The organism is Flavobacterium album (assembly GCF_003096035.1).
GTDB lineage: Bacteria > Bacteroidota > Bacteroidia > Flavobacteriales > Flavobacteriaceae > Flavobacterium > Flavobacterium album.
In genome coordinates, this window is the sequence record NZ_CP029186.1 from 1121938 (window position 1) to 1137636 (window position 15699).

The window sequence follows — 15699 nt, forward strand, 5'->3', positions numbered from 1 at the left end:
CTTAGTACTAACTTTGAAAAGTAACCTAGGAGATATATACAGGAAAGCCGGGAATATTAATTCCCGGCTTTTATATAGTATAAATTGTTATTTAACTATGTCAGGATTGTCAAGAGAAATTACATAATATTCAAAGTCGGGATCATCTTTTAACCCATCGATAACCGGCAATATTTTGGCTTTCGTTAATCCTCCCAACTTATAGGAATATAATATAACCATGGTTTTTTTTACCGGATTAAAATGCAGGTTCCTCAGATATTCGAAAGAAGATATCTCTGATTTTAAAAACTGTCCTTTATCCGGGATGGCACGATATAATTGGATAATCTGCCCCTGGCAGCTTTTTATATTTAGCTCATTGGCGCTGATAATTTCGGATTTATAGGCAATTCCGTAATAAGTGCTCAATCCATCTCTTACTATATCAGTTGCTATACTTTTAAATTCAGCATCCTTCAAAACAATAATTCTGCTAGCGTCCAGCCCTGTTTCCTTTGCTGTCGTGTCAATATAGGACTGCACCGATGGAAAAGTCTTTTGTTGGTTGGTATTATAATAACCTGACTGCAATGTATTGCAGGATAAAAAAACAAATACGATGAAAAGAAGGATTGTATATTTCATTTTTAAGTACTAAATTAACGTCTACCTGAATTTCAGTAGCTGCCAACACAAAAAACGCAAATTTTTTTTCAAAAGGTAATTGGTTGATTTTAGCCAACTCTTTCGTTTTTCGGCATCCGCGGTATCGCTAATGTAAGTTTTAATGTGCTAACTTTTAGTCTTTTAATAATTTTAGCGACGAAAAGCAGTTTTTCCTGTTAAAGTGTAATTTACTGATATGAAGCATGATGAGTGAATCACATTCAGGTCATTGTACCGCTATGGGAGCGATTTTGTGCCCAAATAAATACTGGTTAGTGGGCCCTTAAACATGAATAATCTCATCCTCTACTAACAAATCCTCACGGCGGAAACGCAGCAGTACCTGGGCTACGGCAATCACGTCTTTTTCGCAGTAGGTCACAATGCGGTCGATGTCTTTTTCGATATGATACACCTGGCCAACCTGGCTGCCGTCGATATCACCTTTCGGGGAAGGGATGCCGAGTATCTTTGTAAGCAGCTTTAAGGAGGTAAAGCTTTTATAGTCGCCAAATTTCCAAAGCTCCATGGTATCGAGATGCGGCACTTCCCACGGTTTTTTGCCAAACAGATTAAGCTTTGCAGGTATAGGAATGTGATTGATGATCATCCGGCGGGCAATGAATGGGAAATCGAATTCCTTGGCATTGTGTCCGCAAAGTACATGCTGCGGCTGGTTGAAATGATTATTGATCAGGTTATTGAAGTCTTTGAGGATCTGCACTTCCTCACCGCAAAAAGAAGTAACGCGGAAATGCCGTATATCGCCGCGGAAAGTGAAATATCCAACCGACAGGCATACAATCTTCCCAAACTCGGCCCAGATGCCGGCCCGGTCATAAAACTCGTCGGGCTGGAATTCGTCCTTACGCTGGTATTGGGTCTTAAGCGCGAACAGCTGTTGGGTCTCTTCATCGAGCAGCCCAAAATGCTTGTGTTCCGATACGGTTTCTATATCAAGGAAAAGGATATTTTCCAGTTTTATTTTTTCGATCATTATGTTTGGTTTCCTGCAAGGTTTTCAAAACCTTGTAGGTATTGAATATTTTTAAACCTGCAAGGTCAGAGGAAGACCTTGCAGGTTGGTCGTTATTTCATACTATTCACTTCGGCTTCCTTAGTCATTGGGAGGCCATTTCCTTTCCCTTCATTGGGCTTCATCAGCCCCATCATTTTATAGGCTTCATCTACGTAAACATAAAAGTCGTTGCTGTGCGCATCGGTAGTGGTTTGCAGGCCTTTGGTATGCCCCAGCCTTACAATGATGACATTGTCTTCAGGGATTACAATAACGAACTGGCCCAGGTGGCCGCGCATGTAATACATTTTTTTGCCCAGATAATCATTAAGCCACACGCCATAGCCATATTGTGGCGATGCAGGGAAACGCGGTGTTATCATTTTTTTTACGGCGGCGCTGTCAATGATCTGGTTGCCGTTCCAGTTGCCCATGTGTTCGAACAATTTGCCAAAGCGGGCAAAATCGCGTGCATTGCTGCCAATACAGCAGTAGGCTTTCTCAATCCCGCCTTCATGGTCAAGTTGCCAGAGTGCATCATTCTCTGCGCCCATAGGCTGCCAGAAATGCTTGGAAACATAGTCGGACAAATGTTCGCCTGTGGCTTTTGTAATTACCATATCCAGCAGCTGGGTTGCCCCGCTAACATATTCGAATTCCTTTCCCGGCTCTCTTACAATTGGCACATCGAGCACTGTTTTTTCGAGGTTGTCGCCAAAATAGGCCCTTGTGGTTACCGAAAAAGCGCTGCTGTATTGCTCGCCCCAGTCCATCCCGGTCGCCATTGACGAAAGGTCGCCAACGGTAAGCTTTGCCGCAAGCCTATCTTTATATTCCGGAAAGAAATCCGATACCGGCTGGTCCAGGCTTTTGATCTTGCCTTCCATTATAGCCTTGAACATAGCTGCCGTAACCACCGTTTTTGCCATGGAGAAAGAGTTCGACTTAGAATCTTTATTATAACCGTCATAGTAGCTTTCGTGCCAGATGCTGTCATTCTTTATGATGAGGTACGCCACTGTACCCAGCTGTTTGTGCACATCTTCCAGTCGCTTTGTGGCTTTTACTTTATTATAATCTTTATGCATTGCCCAGGGCTGCCCAGTGCCTTTTTTGATCTCGCGGTTATCGAAATGGGTATAATCATCGAGGTAGGCCGTGGTCTTTCCGTGGAGGTACACTACGCGGACAGCCTTAAACAGGTAATCGACATCAAAAAGATAAGCCAGTATGGTGATAAAAGAAAGTACGATGGCAAGCCACAGCAGGAAGTTTTTCAGGGATCTCATAATGCAATGGTTAATGGACTGGTACGAATTTACATAATTTTTCTTTGCCACGAATTACACGAATTACACTAATTCCACTGCTGTAAGAGAAGCTGTATCGCAAAGATGCGCAAAGAAGACACAAACGTTCACTAAGAAAAAGTGTTTAAGCCCGCAAAGTTTTTATTTAAAACTTTGCGGGACATTGTGCCTTCTTTGCGGATAAAATTTTAAAATAAGCTCTGCTGTATTGGCGGGGTCTCGTGCTCTAATAGCCATTTTTTGCGCCACAACCCTCCTGAATAGCCGGTAAGCGACCCATCGCTGCCGATAACGCGATGGCAGGGTACAACGATCCAGAGCGGGTTTTTGCCATTAGCAGCAGCCACGGCGCGGATGGCTTTTACATCGCCCAGTTTTACCGATAGCTCGTGGTAGGACATTGTTTTGCCAAAGGGTATTTCCAACAGGGCTTCCCATACTTTCTTCTGGAAACCGGTACCGGCGGGATTTAATTTAAAGTCAAATGATTGTCGTTTTCCGTTAAAATAATCGTATAGCTGTTCCACTGCTTCATCAAGTTCCGCCGGAATTTCCAATGATAATTCCTGTGGCTCATCAAGCACATGTATTTTAGATACGCCCGCTGCATCACCTTCAATAAGGCAACGGCCAACGGGCGTATGTATAATGGCTTTTTGCATTTTTCAAATATATAAATAGAAAATGAAACACGGATGACGCAAATTCTACGCAACTAGACTTTCACACATACAATAAAATCCGTAGTTATCCGCTCGATCCGCGTCATTCGCGCTCCATCTTTTCGAATCAATCCCCTTCTTCCAAATCAAATATCTCATTCACATTTTTGCCAAACAATCTGGAAAGTTTTAGAGCCAGAACCGTAGACGGCACATATTTCCCAGCCTCGAGCGCATTGATGGTCTGCCTGCTTACGCCGATCTTTTCCGCAAGGTCCTGCTGTGTGAAGTTGAATATGGCACGCTGTACTTTTATGTTATTCTTCATCTTGCCGGGAATTATAGAAATGGTACATTTTGAAACGGAAAAGGATTATAAAGATAACCAGTTGCGAGAACATGGCGCCCATCAGTATATTTAAAAAAGGAAAGCCATAGATAAAAAGGTAGCAGAACAGCAGTATACTATAATTGGCAATGGTAGCCCATGCAAGGCTGTTCAGGCGTATGGCCGATACCATTTCGTCTTCCTGCTTTTCTTTGGAGAACGCAAAAATGATCCCGAAAGGAATTAACAGCAACATAAGGAGCTCATCGGTGATGCTGTCTTCAATAACACTAAAGAAAATGTTATCCGACAGGTCCTGCTGCCCAATGATGGCAAACACATTGGCCCTGATCTCAAAGTCGGCCTTATCAAAAAAGAATACAAGGCACAGGCAGGCAAAGCTCAGGGTAAATACGATACCGCTGGCAGCTTTCCATTTGTAAGGAAACAGATAATTCGTTTTCATGATAATTAATTTAAATTAAAACGAATGTAAAATAAAATTTCCAATATGACAAACAAACTTTACATTTTGTAAAATAAAAAAGCCATCGGTTTACGGATGGCTTTTCAAACTACTATATATAAGAGAACTGATTACTGGTGAGTAGCCGGTGCAGGAGCAGCTTCGCCTTCCGGCGCAATCACTTTGCCTTTGATGGTAAGGATCTTGTTCACGTCACTGTCGTTTGTAGTAACAGTAACAGTTTTAGAGAAGGTACCTGCGTTAGCAGCGTTGTAAGTAGCGGTAACTGTACCAGACTCTCCCGGTTTGATAGGGGTTTTAGTATAGTTAGTAGCAGTACAGCCGCACTGAGCTTTTACGTTTGTAATAAGGATCGTTTGTTTTGTAGTGTTTTTGAAAGTGAAATCGTGCGATGCAGGTTTTCCTTTTTCAATGTCGCCAAAAGTGAAAGTATCCTCTTTCCAGGTAATTCCTGAAGGAGTCATGTTTTTTGGAGCTTCAGTACCGTCAGCAGCTTTCATAGCAGGAGCCGCTTTTACAGCAGGAGCCGGTTTTGCTTCAAGTTTTGCAGTAGTTGCTTTTCCTTTTTTAGCTACAGTTGTTTGTTGTGCATTTGCAGAGAACGAAAGCATAAGTGCGCCGGCAACTGCAAATAGAGAAAGTTTTAAAGTTTTCATAGTTTAATAATTAATATAGTTAATAAATTTTTCGACTTGTAACGATACAAATATATTTACTTAATCGCACAAAGTTGTTAACCCGTTTCAAAGTATTGTTAATAACATGTTAACGGGTTGTGCCTTAGCGTTATTTATTACGTTACGTGTCATAATTTTATCCCTGTAATAGCAAACGGCGTTCCAAAATTGAAATTCAATAAGTTAAATATAATCGTCTTTATTGGACTGCTCGCCATAGTGGGGGTGCTTACTATGCAGTTGGTGATGCTCAACCAGGCGTATATGTTTGAAAAAAAGGAACTTGGCGAGAAAATACATTTTGCCCTGCAGGACGTTGTAAAGAAAATATACCGCGATAATAAAAGCGAGCCGCCTGCTGCCAGCCCCATAAAAAAAGTGTCCGAAGACTATTATGTTGTGGATGTGCAGGACGATTTTGAGGCAGAAATCCTCGAATTTTACCTCAAGACCGAATTCCAAAAGGTAAAGCTCGACATGGATTATGAGTATGCCATGTACGACTGCTCCTCTGATGAAATGGTGTATGGCGAATATGTAACCATGAGCGGTAAGACGGCTTCTTCGGAAAAGATGCAGTGCGAGAACTGCTTTACCAAGCGCCCCGGCCTTGTATATTACTTTGCGGTGCGTTTTCCCCAACTGCGCCACAGCTATATCAATTCGCTGCAACAGTACTGGATCTATACCGGTGTGCTGCTGCTGGTACTTGTCATCTATGTGTACTCGGTATTCCTGCTGCTGAAGCAAAAGAAATATACCGAACTGCAAAAGGACTTCATCAATAATATGACGCACGAATTTAAGACACCGCTTTCGTCGATATTGATTGCATCGAACTATGCCGTGAAGCAGCATGAGATCGAGGCGAACCCCAAACTCAACAAATACCTGCGCATCATTATTGAACAGAGCAACAAGCTCAACCAGCATGTAGAGCGCATACTCTCTGTAGCAAAGACCGACTCCAACATCATTACGCTTGAGAAAAAGCGTTTCAATATTGTCGATACACTCGAACTGGTAAAGGAGAACGCATTGCTCAAATTTGAGCAGGCATCGGTAAAGATAGTATCCGATAAACCGGAATACTTTGTAAAAGCAGATGAATTCCATTTTTACAATATTGCTTATAATATCGTGGAGAACGCGGTGAAATACGGGAATGTCTCACCCGAAGTGGTCGTCTTGATAACGGAAAACAAAGGGCTTGACCTGCAGTTCTCTGATAACGGCCCCGGCATCCCGCAGGAACATATCGATTATGTGTTCGACCGTTTTTACCGTGTACCGCGCGAAAACGCAAAGGATGTTGAAGGTTTCGGTATAGGGCTTTTTTATGTAAAAAAGATTTGTGAACTTCACGGCTGGAAGGCATCGATAAAAAATAATGCAGGGCAGGGCATGACAGTAACCCTGCACATTCCTAAAAAGAGCATGGCATGAGGAAAAAGTTACTCTATGTAGAAGACGATAATACGCTGGCGTTCCTTACGGCTGATAACCTGGAGCAATACTATGACGTGGCCCATTTTGCCAACGGAAAGGATGCATTTGAGGCATTTAAGCAGCAGGATTTCGACCTTTGCATACTGGATGTGATGCTCCCTGAAATGGACGGGTTTGAGCTGGCCGCCGCCATACGCGAACGGAATGTTGAGGTGCCGATCATTTTTCTTTCGGCGAAAACGCTCAAGGAAGACCGTATTAAAGGCCTGAAGCTGGGTGCTGATGATTACCTTATAAAGCCTTACAGCATTGAAGAACTGATATTAAAAATCGAAATCTTCCTGCAACGCAGCCAGAAGCAGGCACCGGTAAAGAATATGACCTGCACCATTGGGTCTTTTACTTTCGACCCGCAGAATTATGCGCTTACCAAAGGCAGCGAAACCATTATGCTTACCGAAAGGGAGTCGGCGCTGCTAAAGCTGTTCATCGATAATAAGAATGCCATCCTGAAAAGGGAAAAGATACTCACCGCCCTTTGGGGCACTGACGATTATTTTATGGGGCGAAGCATGGATGTATTCATTTCCCGCCTTCGCAAAATATTCAAGGACGACGAGACCATTCGCATAGAAAATATCCCAAGGATAGGGTTTAAGCTTGTGGCTCCGTAAGCCCCCTAACCCCGAAGGGGGAACAGCTTTCAGGAACGACATAGAAATCGCCAGTCGTTTTAAGCAAGAGTGGCGTTCCCCCTTTGGGGGTTAGGGGGCTAAACTATAAATATAGGCTTCCACTGCCTTCAGTTCTTCATCACTGAAATTTTTGGTGATGTAAAAATTGGTTTTCATCGTTTCATATTGCGACGGATCCACAATCGGTTCGCCTTTGCCCTTCAGGAATGTTGGAATATCGCCTTTTTTCTCTTTGTAAACTTTGGCTATTTCCTTTATGCTTGGCCCGATGGCTTTTTGCTTCGGCTTGTGGCAGGTAAAGCAGTTGCCTTTACCATCAAAGATCTCCTGGCCCATCTGTTGTGCGGGCGTGAGGCTGGAAACTTCGCCTTCGGCAGATGATTCGCTGCCTGTTGTGATCTGTTCTTTTTTCTCTTCGGTCTTGCAGGAGAAGAGTGTAAGCGTAAGAAAAAGTAAAAAGATGTTTTTCATTATAGTTTGTATTTAACGGCTTAGCTGTTTAAACAACATGAGTGCATCGGTATGAGTTCCCCTCTCCTTCGGAGAGGGGTTAGGGGTGAGGCCTATTTATTCAAAAGTATCGCAGCTTCTTTAGCAAAATAAGTCGATATCAAATCGGCACCCGCACGCTTGATGCAGTACAGCTGTTCGATCATAACCCGGTCGTGGTCGAGCCAGCCCCTTTCGGATGCCGCCTTGATCATGGCATATTCTCCCGACACATGAAATACCGATACCGGCACGTTCACCGCATTTTTCACTTCGCGCACAATATCCAGGTAAGCGATACCGGGTTTCACCATCACGATATCCGCGCCTTCTTCCACATCGTGAACCGCCTCTTTAATAGCCTCGATGCGGTTGGCGTAGTCCATCTGGTAGGTTTTCTTGTCTTTCGGTACTTCAATCTCTGCATCCTTAGGCGCACTGTCCAGCGCATCGCGGAACGGCCCGTAGAATGACGAGGCATACTTGGCGCTATAGCTCATGATGCCTACCTTCTGGTGCCCTGCGCTATCCAGCCCTTCGCGAAGGCGCAGCACCCTGCCGTCCATCATATCGCTTGGCGCTGCAAAATCGGCACCGGCATCAGCATGCGATACGGCCATGCGTACCAATGCTTCTACAGTTTCATCGTTAGCAACATCGCCATTCTTGATAATGCCGTCGTGCCCGTAAATAGAGTAGGGGTCGAGTGCTACATCTGGCATCACGATCATTCCCGGCACAGCATCTTTAATGGCTTTTATAGCGCGCTGCATGAGCCCGTCGTGATTCCACGCTTCTTTGCCGGTGTTGTCTTTCAGTGTGTCATCTACTTTTACATAAATGTTCACTGCCTTTATGCCAAGGCTCCAAAGCTCTTTTACTTCCTTAACCGTAAGGTCGAGCGAGCGGCGGTAAATGCCGGGCATCGACGGGATGGGTATTTCTACATTGGTCCCTTCTGCAATGAACATCGGGAACATAAAGTCATTGGGTGTTACTATCGTTTCACGAACGAGCGAACGTATGGAATCGTTGGTTCTTAGTCTTCTATTTCTGTGTAATGGGAACATTTTTTATTGCGATTTTTTTATTATCTTTGCAGTGAACCACTTGAACCCTGAATGGGGTGTAGGGTGGTGTTTTTATTTTGGGTAATATACTATACCAAACTTATTATTTTTATTAGCTTTAGTATTTAGCTTTCCTTTTTCCAGCAATATATCGAGAAAGCCTTCATCATCACCGTATTTTAGCACCTGCTGCACTCTTTTTGGCCATGACAAAGGATTTTCAACCAACTTATGCTGGGCGTATAAATTAACAATGTATGCCAATGTATCTGATAATTGAATAAAATATGATTCGTTGGATTTCTTAGGCAGTGGGTCTTCAATAATTGTTTTCAAATCATTTCTATAACTGCCTTCATCAAAAAGTGAAGGAATGTAATTTATCCTTTGTAGTAATCTGGCAACCGAGGTCATTTTTTTTATTCGCCCTTCGTCTGTAATTACTATAAAACGATTGTCATTTCCTTCAGCCATATCATTTTCAATTCGCTGAAGACTATATGTGAAAGCATTTTTTAGAACATCATATTCTTCTTTCTTAATCCTGTTTTTATCAATGACTACATTGATAACTTTTAACTTTAGGGCAGCTATAAGTTTAAAGTGAAGTTCTATTAATTCTTTTCTCTCTTCTGTTGAATACTTGCCATGATATGGATACTTGTCCTGTATAAGTTGGCGGCAATGAAATTCCATTTTGATCGGGAAATCATATTTATCTTTAAGATATTGCCTGAATTTTCGAATTACGTCATAATTATCTTTCCAGTCACTTTCATGCATATAAACAGCACTCAACACAAATAATTGTGATGAAAATTTTGGATACCCATCATCTCCGGATTCGTCAAAATAGGCTATATACATTCTATCCAGTTTTTAGGATCGTTCAAAACTTTTATCAATCGCTCCTCCTCACTCCCCGGCTCCGGATGATGGTCATATACCCACTGCACATGCGGCGGCAGGCTCATCAATATGCTCTCGATACGGCCATTGGTTTTTAACCCGAAGAGCGTTCCCTTATCATGTACAAGGTTGAATTCTACATACCTCCCACGGCGTATTTCCTGCCAGTTACGGTTGGCTTCATCCCATGCAATATCTTTTCTTCGCTCTACTATCGGTACATAGGCGCTAAGGAAACTATTGCCAACTTCCGTTACAAAATCATACCAGTTTTCCATCGAAAAATCGTCAGTGGCCTTGCAATGGTCAAAGAACAAGCCGCCAATACCCCGTGCTTCACCACGGTGAGCATTCCAAAAGTATTCATCGCACTGCTTTTTAAATTTCGGATAAAATTCCGGGTTATGCTTATCGCAAGCTGTTTTACAGGTTTGGTGGAAGTGGCGTGCATCCTCATCGAATAAATAATAAGGCGTAAGGTCCTGCCCACCGCCAAACCAGCTATCTACAATATTACCCTGCTTGTCATACATTTCGAAGTAACGCCAGTTAGCATGTACGGTTGGCACAAAAGGGTTTTTGGGATGGATCACCAGGCTCAGGCCACAGGCAAAGAAATCTACATCGCCTACATTAAAATAGGCCTGCATGGCTTTTGGCAGTTCTCCATGCACTGCAGAGATGTTCACACCGCCTTTTTCAAAAACAGCGCCGTTCTCTATCACGCGCGTGCGTCCCCCGCCGCCTTCAGGACGCTGCCAAAGATCTTCACGGAATCTGGCGCTGCCATCAACTGCCTCAAGTTTAGAAGTTATGGCATCCTGTAAGCCTTGTATGTATTGGTAAAATTTATCTTTCATTGTATTCTGATCGTAATAATCCATAATAAAAAATATCTTCCAGAACGCCTTGTCCATTCTTAAACTCCTGCCGCAATACACCTTCCTTTGTAAAGCCATGTTTCAGTGCAATCCTCTGGCTGCCGTAATTGACAGGCGAAGTACAGATGGTTATTTTATTCATGTGCAGTTCTTCAAAGCAAAAAGCGATGAGGTTGCCGACTGCCTTTGTGATGATACCTTTCCCTTCAAAATCTTTATCTATAAAATAGGCGAGTTCGCATTTGGCAATTTTCCGGTCGATATTCTTTACAAGCACATAACCGATAAGCGCATTAGTGTCAAGGTTACGGAGATAATAGTAATAGTTTTCTTTCCGCCCTTCATTCATAGCCGACTGCCCTAATGCCGCAACGGTGTCTTCAAAATAGGTGTTGTTGGCCAGTGTCCCCGGAAAGGTTTTGGCAATATGATCCCTGTTCCTGTCGATGAGGGCATAAAATTCCTCCGGAAGGATGTCGGCAAGGGTATCGGTTTTCCAGTTGGTCACTTATTCAGGTTGTTTATCTTATTAAAAATATCAAATGAGAACATCCTGCTTTCTGTCTGTATGAAATTATAGAGTGATACCGCTTTTTCCTTAAACGAAGGGATTGTCGCCAGCATATCGGCCAGCTTTTCCATATTGGCAAAATCGAAATGGAATTTAACTACATGGCTGTTCAGGTCGTCATTGCTCATTTCTGCAATGCTTTCAACAGACAGCCCCATTTGCGCCAACAGCTGTTCGGCATGAGGCGTACTCATGCCACCCGGAACGTAAACCAGTTCCATAAGCTTGTTAAGGATGTTATTGATCCTCTCATTTTCCTCGTCGCGCAGTCCTAAGCTTAAGGGCATATTTTAGTTGTTGGTTGTTAGTTGCTGGTTGTCGGTGTCGGAAGCTTCCAACAACCGACAACCAGCAACCGATAACTATCTGTATTCTTTCACCGCATCTATAAAAGCTTTCGCGTGGTCTACCGGGATATTCGGTAATATTCCGTGACCCAGGTTCACAATATAATTGTCCTTGCCGAATTCATCGATCATCTGGTGCACCATTTTCTTTATCGTTAGTATTGGCGAAAGCAGCCTGCTTGGGTCGAAATTACCCTGAAGCGTTATTTTACCACCGGAAAGGTAGCGGGCATTTCTTGCAGAGCACGTCCAATCAACACCAAGCGCCGATGCCTTGCTCTGGCCCATTTCGCCAAGTGCGAACCAGCAGCCTTTGCCAAACACTATAACATGAGTCTCCGGTGCCAGTGCTTCCACGATCTGGTTGATGTATTTCCACGAGAATTCCTGATAATCTACAGGGGAGAGCATTCCGCCCCAGCTGTCGAATACCTGTACGGCATTCACGCCAGCCTTTACTTTCTCCTTAAGGTAAGCAATGGTAGTGTTGGTTATTTTTTGCAGTAAAGCATGTGCAGCTTCCGGTTGCGAAAAGCAGAACCCTTTTGCGGTATCAAAGCTTTTCGATCCTTTTCCTTCTACCGCGTAACAGAAGATCGTCCATGGCGAACCGGCGAAACCTATAAGCGGTACCTCGTCGTTCAGCATTTCTTTCGTCAGCTTAATGGCATCCATTACATAGCCAAGCGTTTCGTGGATGTTCGGCACGATCACTCTTTCCACATCCTGTACAGTGCGGATAGGATTCGGCAGAAACGGACCAACGCTTTCCTTCATCAGCACCTCGATGCCCATGGCCTGCGGCACTACAAGGATGTCTGAGAACAATATCGCGGCATCCGGCTTCACAATGCGGATTGGCTGAACGGTTATCTCGGCAGCAAGTTCCGGTGTCTGGCAGCGCGTAAAGAAATCATACTTGTCGCGCAGTGCACGGAATTCCGGCAAGTACCTGCCGGCCTGGCGCATCATCCATACCGGCGGCCTTTCTACAGGCTCGTTGCGCAATGCTTTTAAAAAGAGGTCGTTTTTTAAGGTCATATTTTTGTTTTTCAACCTGCAAGGTTTCCAGAACCTTGTAGGTTTAATTATTTGTTCCTGAATATTTTATTTTTATACCTACAAGGTTTTCAAAACCTTGCAGGATTACAAATTTCGATAATAATTCACACACTGCACTACTACATTCTCTACCGTAGGCTTATTGGCAATTACTATAGTCGAAGTAATGCCTTCTAATGCTTTCGAAGTTGTATTTCCAATGCAAAAGCAAACCGCATTCCCAATGCTATTCTCCTTCAAATAACTCTCCACTCCCGACGGACTGAAAAACAATATCCCGTCAAGCGGGGCATTTATCTTTTGCGGGCTCAATACCGTTTCATACACTTCAATCTCGTTGAAAGCTATCCCTGCATTCGCCAAAGCATCCGGGAGTGTGTCCCGCCTCATGCTTCCCGAAAAAAAAGTGAAGCTTTCGCCTGTATAATCTTTTATAATGATCTCCGCCAGTCCCTCGGCATATTCGGCGAATGCCAAAACTTTGAAACCCGCCTTTTCAATCGCCTCCCTTGTCTTGCTGCCTACACAGAAAACAGGATGGCTTTTATAATCGCCTGCTTTTTCATTCTCAGAAAAACTTTTAAAAGCATTCTGGCTGGTAAAGATGAGATTTGGACTTATATCGTTTAATTCAAAAGGCTTATAACTGATGCTGATAAAATCTGCTTCCAAAACTGCAAGGCCGGCGTTGAGCAGGAACTGCCTGTGGTTAGGCTGCAGTTTTTTACTGGAAAGTATCCGCATCGGTTTATTTTTTAAGTTCGGCGCGGATCTTCTCCATCAGTCCGGCGCCACCATTTTTCAATATTTCCTCAGCACACTCATTGCCAAAATTTGTATAGTCTTTACCCACATGCAGCACCTTTTCAATATGCAGCCTTTCGGTTCCGTCAATCGAGAGCAGCACACCTTCAAAGCGTATTTCGTCATCAATATAAGTAGCCAGTGCGCCTATCGGGGCCGTACAGCCGCCTTCCAGTTTTTTCAGGAACTGGCGTTCTATATGTGTAGCAATCTCGCTGGGCTTGTGGTTCAGTTGTGCCAATGCCTTTTGGCTGTACAGGTCGTTTTCCATAGCAACCACAACCATTGCGCCCTGTGCAGGTGCGGGTATCATCCAGTCCAGTACCATGTGGTTTTCCGGCAGCAGGTTGATGCGCTCCAGCCCGGCAGCGGCAAACACAGCGCCTTGCCAGTCGTTTTCATTAAGTTTCTTCAAGCGGGTGTTCACATTGCCGCGAAGGTCGACCACCGCATGGTTGGGGTAGCGGTTAAGCCATTGTGCCTGTCGGCGAAGGCTTCCTGTAGCAATGGTGGCAGCATCGGTAAAAAAGCCTGTTTTGCCTTTGTGCACGAGTATATCATTCACGTCTGCACGTTCCAGCACTGCCGCTTGCACAATGCCTTTCGGCAGCGCGGTAGGCACGTCTTTCATGGAATGTACGGCGATGTCTACCTGGCCTTTCAGCATGGCAACATCAAGGGTCTTGGTGAAAATGCCGGTAATGCCCAGCTCGTATAGTGGCACATCCAGTATAATATCGCCGGTAGATTTTACAGCTACGATCTCGGTCGGGTAGCCCAGGTGGTTCAGCTTCCGCTCTACGGTGTGTGCCTGCCACAGGGCAAGCTCGCTGTCGCGGGTGCCTATCCTTATAGGTTTTTTCATTTTACGGGAGTTTCGATCCTGAAGACTTTCTCAATCCATTCGATGCTTTCGTCCACTACGGTATCGCGGTCTTTCAGGTGATTGGCAAAATGGGTAGTAATTTTATGGATGATGCGCCGGCTGATAATTTCGGCCTGCTCTTCGTCAAAATTACTTATTTTCTTGCGCTGGAAATCAAGTTCGCTGTCTTTTATTGAGTTCAGCTTTTCTTTAAGCGCGTTGATCGTCGGTGCAAATTTGCGGGCATTGGTCCAGTCGTTGAATTCTTCAACAACTTCTTCAATAATCGCTTCGGCAGCAGGAATATGCAGCCTGCGGTTTTCCAGTGTGCTGTCGGTTATTTTAGAAAGGTCGTCCAGGTGCACTACGGTAACGCCCGGCAGTTCCTTTACATCATCATGCACGTTCTTCGGGATAGAAAGGTCCAGGATCAGCAACGGCTTGTCCAACACCAGGATATCTTTGTCTATTGTGGGCTGCGGCGCACCGGTGGCTACCACAAGCACATCGGCTTTCGGGATCTCAAGGGGCAGCAGGTCGTGGTCCTTCACGATCAGGTTGAACTTTCCGGCCACCTGTTCGGCCTTTTCGCGGGTGCGGTTTACCAGCACAATATGGTTGTTCTTCGTGTGCTTCACCAGATTCTCGCAGGTATTGCGGCCTATTTTCCCCGTGCCGAAGAGCAGGATATTCTTATTGCTGATGTCCGGCACATTGTTCATGATGTACTGCACCGATGCAAACGACACCGATGTAGCGCCCGAACTCAGTTCTGTCTCATTCTTGATGCGCTTACTGGCCTGTATCACGCTGTTTACCAGCCTTTCCATAAAGGCGTTGGCAAGGCCCTGCGCTTTGGCTTCTGTAAAGCTCGTCTTTATCTGGCTGATGATCTCGAAGTCGCCCAGTATCTGGCTGTCGAGCCCTGTGCCCACACGGAATATATGGTTGATGGCCTCGGTGTTTTTATATACAAAGGCAACACGCTGGAATTCTTCCACCGTCCCTTGGCTGTTATCGCAAAGCAGTTTTATCAGCTGGAACGGATGTTGCGCAAAGCCATAGATCTCGGTCCTGTTGCAGGTAGAGGTAACTATCAGGCTGGTAATGCCTTCCTCTTTCGCCTGCGTTAGCACGTTCGCCTTAGCTTCGTTGCCTAAGCTGAATTTTCCCCTTATCCCCGCATCAGCTTTCCTGTAGCTAAGTCCAATGGCATAAAAGTACAGATGCTTTGGGATGTTATTGTTCTCCATAATACACACTTTCCTAAAAGTTTCACAAAATTATACTTTACCCGTTTTAAAAAGTAACGCTCAAAGTCCTATTTATACCGCTGCGGGATATTTTGCAGGCAAAATGCTTTTTTTAATCCAAAAGCCTTATTTTTGTAGCAAAATCAGTGCTTTGTAAAAAGTTAGTTTAGAATA

At 44.3% G+C, this 15699-nt stretch carries 19 protein-coding genes; 2 read left to right on the forward strand and 17 right to left on the reverse strand.

The window, feature by feature from the left end; all coding sequences use genetic code 11:
* Positions 1-87 precede the first annotated feature (87 nt).
* The 7 genes from HYN59_RS04970 to HYN59_RS05000 form a co-directional block, all read right to left on the reverse strand.
* The gene (locus HYN59_RS04970; RefSeq protein WP_108777214.1) at positions 88-627 is read right to left on the reverse strand and encodes a hypothetical protein; all 540 of its coding nucleotides are present in this window, start codon (positions 625-627) and stop codon (positions 88-90) included.
* Between the two features lie 304 nt (positions 628-931).
* Positions 932-1645, reverse strand: coding sequence for a 3'-5' exonuclease (locus tag HYN59_RS04975; RefSeq protein ID WP_108777215.1), 714 nt, complete (start codon positions 1643-1645; stop codon positions 932-934).
* Between the two features lie 92 nt (positions 1646-1737).
* The gene (locus HYN59_RS04980; RefSeq protein ID WP_108777216.1) at positions 1738-2955 is read right to left on the reverse strand and encodes a serine hydrolase domain-containing protein; all 1218 of its coding nucleotides are present in this window, start codon (positions 2953-2955) and stop codon (positions 1738-1740) included.
* Between the two features lie 209 nt (positions 2956-3164).
* The gene (locus HYN59_RS04985; protein ID WP_108777217.1) at positions 3165-3638 is read right to left on the reverse strand and encodes a methylated-DNA--[protein]-cysteine S-methyltransferase; all 474 of its coding nucleotides are present in this window, start codon (positions 3636-3638) and stop codon (positions 3165-3167) included.
* A 127-nt stretch (positions 3639-3765) separates the two neighbouring features.
* Positions 3766-3966 (reverse strand): helix-turn-helix transcriptional regulator, encoded by a 201-nt coding sequence (locus HYN59_RS04990; RefSeq protein ID WP_108777218.1) that lies wholly within the window; start codon positions 3964-3966, stop codon positions 3766-3768.
* Positions 3956-4432 (reverse strand): hypothetical protein, encoded by a 477-nt coding sequence (locus HYN59_RS04995; RefSeq protein ID WP_108777219.1) that lies wholly within the window; start codon positions 4430-4432, stop codon positions 3956-3958. The genes HYN59_RS04990 and HYN59_RS04995 overlap by 11 nt, the downstream gene beginning before the upstream one ends.
* Before the next feature lie 131 nt (positions 4433-4563).
* Positions 4564-5109 carry a DUF1573 domain-containing protein gene (locus HYN59_RS05000; RefSeq protein WP_108777220.1) on the reverse strand — a complete coding sequence of 182 codons (546 nt, stop codon included), beginning with the start codon at positions 5107-5109 and terminating at the stop codon, positions 4564-4566.
* Between the two features lie 189 nt (positions 5110-5298).
* On the opposite strand from HYN59_RS05000, the gene HYN59_RS05005 reads away from it, so the two are divergent.
* Both HYN59_RS05005 and HYN59_RS05010 read left to right on the forward strand, forming a co-directional pair.
* Positions 5299-6576 carry a sensor histidine kinase gene (locus HYN59_RS05005; protein WP_108777221.1) on the forward strand — a complete coding sequence of 426 codons (1278 nt, stop codon included), beginning with the start codon at positions 5299-5301 and terminating at the stop codon, positions 6574-6576.
* Positions 6573-7253, forward strand: coding sequence for a response regulator transcription factor (locus HYN59_RS05010; RefSeq protein WP_108777222.1), 681 nt, complete (start codon positions 6573-6575; stop codon positions 7251-7253). Before HYN59_RS05005 ends, HYN59_RS05010 begins: the two co-directional genes overlap by 4 nt.
* A gap of 90 nt (positions 7254-7343) precedes the next feature.
* Here HYN59_RS05010 and HYN59_RS05015 read toward each other — a convergent pair whose 3' ends face one another.
* The 10 genes from HYN59_RS05015 to hemA form a co-directional block, all read right to left on the reverse strand.
* Positions 7344-7745, reverse strand: a complete 402-nt coding sequence (locus tag HYN59_RS05015; RefSeq protein ID WP_108777223.1) for a c-type cytochrome — start codon at positions 7743-7745, stop codon at positions 7344-7346.
* 92 nt (positions 7746-7837) lie between these two features.
* A complete protein-coding gene (gene hemB, locus HYN59_RS05020; RefSeq protein WP_108777224.1) occupies positions 7838-8833 on the reverse strand; it encodes a porphobilinogen synthase in 996 nt (331 codons plus the stop codon).
* Positions 8834-8905: 72 nt separating this feature from the next.
* Positions 8906-9700 (reverse strand): DUF3800 domain-containing protein, encoded by a 795-nt coding sequence (locus HYN59_RS05025; RefSeq protein ID WP_108777225.1) that lies wholly within the window; start codon positions 9698-9700, stop codon positions 8906-8908.
* The gene (hemF, locus tag HYN59_RS05030; protein ID WP_108777226.1) at positions 9691-10602 is read right to left on the reverse strand and encodes an oxygen-dependent coproporphyrinogen oxidase; all 912 of its coding nucleotides are present in this window, start codon (positions 10600-10602) and stop codon (positions 9691-9693) included. The genes HYN59_RS05025 and hemF overlap by 10 nt, the downstream gene beginning before the upstream one ends.
* Complete coding sequence (locus HYN59_RS05035) at positions 10592-11131, reverse strand: GNAT family N-acetyltransferase (RefSeq protein ID WP_108777227.1); 540 nt, start codon at positions 11129-11131, stop codon at positions 10592-10594. The genes hemF and HYN59_RS05035 overlap by 11 nt, the downstream gene beginning before the upstream one ends.
* Positions 11128-11481 (reverse strand): hypothetical protein, encoded by a 354-nt coding sequence (locus tag HYN59_RS05040; protein WP_108777228.1) that lies wholly within the window; start codon positions 11479-11481, stop codon positions 11128-11130. Before HYN59_RS05040 ends, HYN59_RS05035 begins: the two co-directional genes overlap by 4 nt.
* A gap of 75 nt (positions 11482-11556) precedes the next feature.
* Positions 11557-12582 carry a uroporphyrinogen decarboxylase gene (gene hemE / locus HYN59_RS05045; RefSeq protein ID WP_108777229.1) on the reverse strand — a complete coding sequence of 342 codons (1026 nt, stop codon included), beginning with the start codon at positions 12580-12582 and terminating at the stop codon, positions 11557-11559.
* A gap of 105 nt (positions 12583-12687) precedes the next feature.
* Positions 12688-13347, reverse strand: a complete 660-nt coding sequence (locus HYN59_RS05050; protein WP_108777230.1) for a uroporphyrinogen-III synthase — start codon at positions 13345-13347, stop codon at positions 12688-12690.
* 4 nt (positions 13348-13351) lie between these two features.
* Positions 13352-14272: a hydroxymethylbilane synthase gene (gene hemC, locus HYN59_RS05055; RefSeq protein WP_108777231.1), complete on the reverse strand. Its 921-nt coding sequence runs from the start codon at positions 14270-14272 to the stop codon at positions 13352-13354.
* Positions 14269-15525, reverse strand: coding sequence for a glutamyl-tRNA reductase (hemA, locus tag HYN59_RS05060; RefSeq protein WP_108777232.1), 1257 nt, complete (start codon positions 15523-15525; stop codon positions 14269-14271). The genes hemC and hemA overlap by 4 nt, the downstream gene beginning before the upstream one ends.
* Positions 15526-15699 lie beyond the last annotated feature (174 nt).

Excerpts from the sequence above, each read along its gene's own strand:
- HYN59_RS04970 (WP_108777214.1), bottom strand. The coding sequence starts at position 627 with ATGAAATATACAATCCTTCTTTTCATCGTATTTGTTTTTTTATCCTGC.
- hemB (WP_108777224.1), bottom strand. The coding sequence starts at position 8,833 with ATGTTCCCATTACACAGAAATAGAAGACTAAGAACCAACGATTCCATA.
- hemA (WP_108777232.1), bottom strand. The coding sequence starts at position 15,525 with ATGGAGAACAATAACATCCCAAAGCATCTGTACTTTTATGCCATTGGA.
- HYN59_RS05015 (WP_108777223.1), bottom strand. The coding sequence starts at position 7,745 with ATGAAAAACATCTTTTTACTTTTTCTTACGCTTACACTCTTCTCCTGC.
- HYN59_RS05025 (WP_108777225.1), bottom strand. The coding sequence starts at position 9,700 with ATGTATATAGCCTATTTTGACGAATCCGGAGATGATGGGTATCCAAAA.
- HYN59_RS05000 (WP_108777220.1), bottom strand. The coding sequence starts at position 5,109 with ATGAAAACTTTAAAACTTTCTCTATTTGCAGTTGCCGGCGCACTTATG.
- HYN59_RS04995 (WP_108777219.1), bottom strand. The coding sequence starts at position 4,432 with ATGAAAACGAATTATCTGTTTCCTTACAAATGGAAAGCTGCCAGCGGT.
- HYN59_RS05010 (WP_108777222.1), top strand. The coding sequence starts at position 6,573 with ATGAGGAAAAAGTTACTCTATGTAGAAGACGATAATACGCTGGCGTTC.
- HYN59_RS04990 (WP_108777218.1), bottom strand. The coding sequence starts at position 3,966 with ATGAAGAATAACATAAAAGTACAGCGTGCCATATTCAACTTCACACAG.
- HYN59_RS04980 (WP_108777216.1), bottom strand. The coding sequence starts at position 2,955 with ATGAGATCCCTGAAAAACTTCCTGCTGTGGCTTGCCATCGTACTTTCT.
- hemC (WP_108777231.1), bottom strand. The coding sequence starts at position 14,272 with ATGAAAAAACCTATAAGGATAGGCACCCGCGACAGCGAGCTTGCCCTG.
- hemF (WP_108777226.1), bottom strand. The coding sequence starts at position 10,602 with ATGAAAGATAAATTTTACCAATACATACAAGGCTTACAGGATGCCATA.
- HYN59_RS05050 (WP_108777230.1), bottom strand. The coding sequence starts at position 13,347 with ATGCGGATACTTTCCAGTAAAAAACTGCAGCCTAACCACAGGCAGTTC.
- HYN59_RS05040 (WP_108777228.1), bottom strand. The coding sequence starts at position 11,481 with ATGCCCTTAAGCTTAGGACTGCGCGACGAGGAAAATGAGAGGATCAAT.
- HYN59_RS04975 (WP_108777215.1), bottom strand. The coding sequence starts at position 1,645 with ATGATCGAAAAAATAAAACTGGAAAATATCCTTTTCCTTGATATAGAA.
- HYN59_RS04985 (WP_108777217.1), bottom strand. The coding sequence starts at position 3,638 with ATGCAAAAAGCCATTATACATACGCCCGTTGGCCGTTGCCTTATTGAA.
- hemE (WP_108777229.1), bottom strand. The coding sequence starts at position 12,582 with ATGACCTTAAAAAACGACCTCTTTTTAAAAGCATTGCGCAACGAGCCT.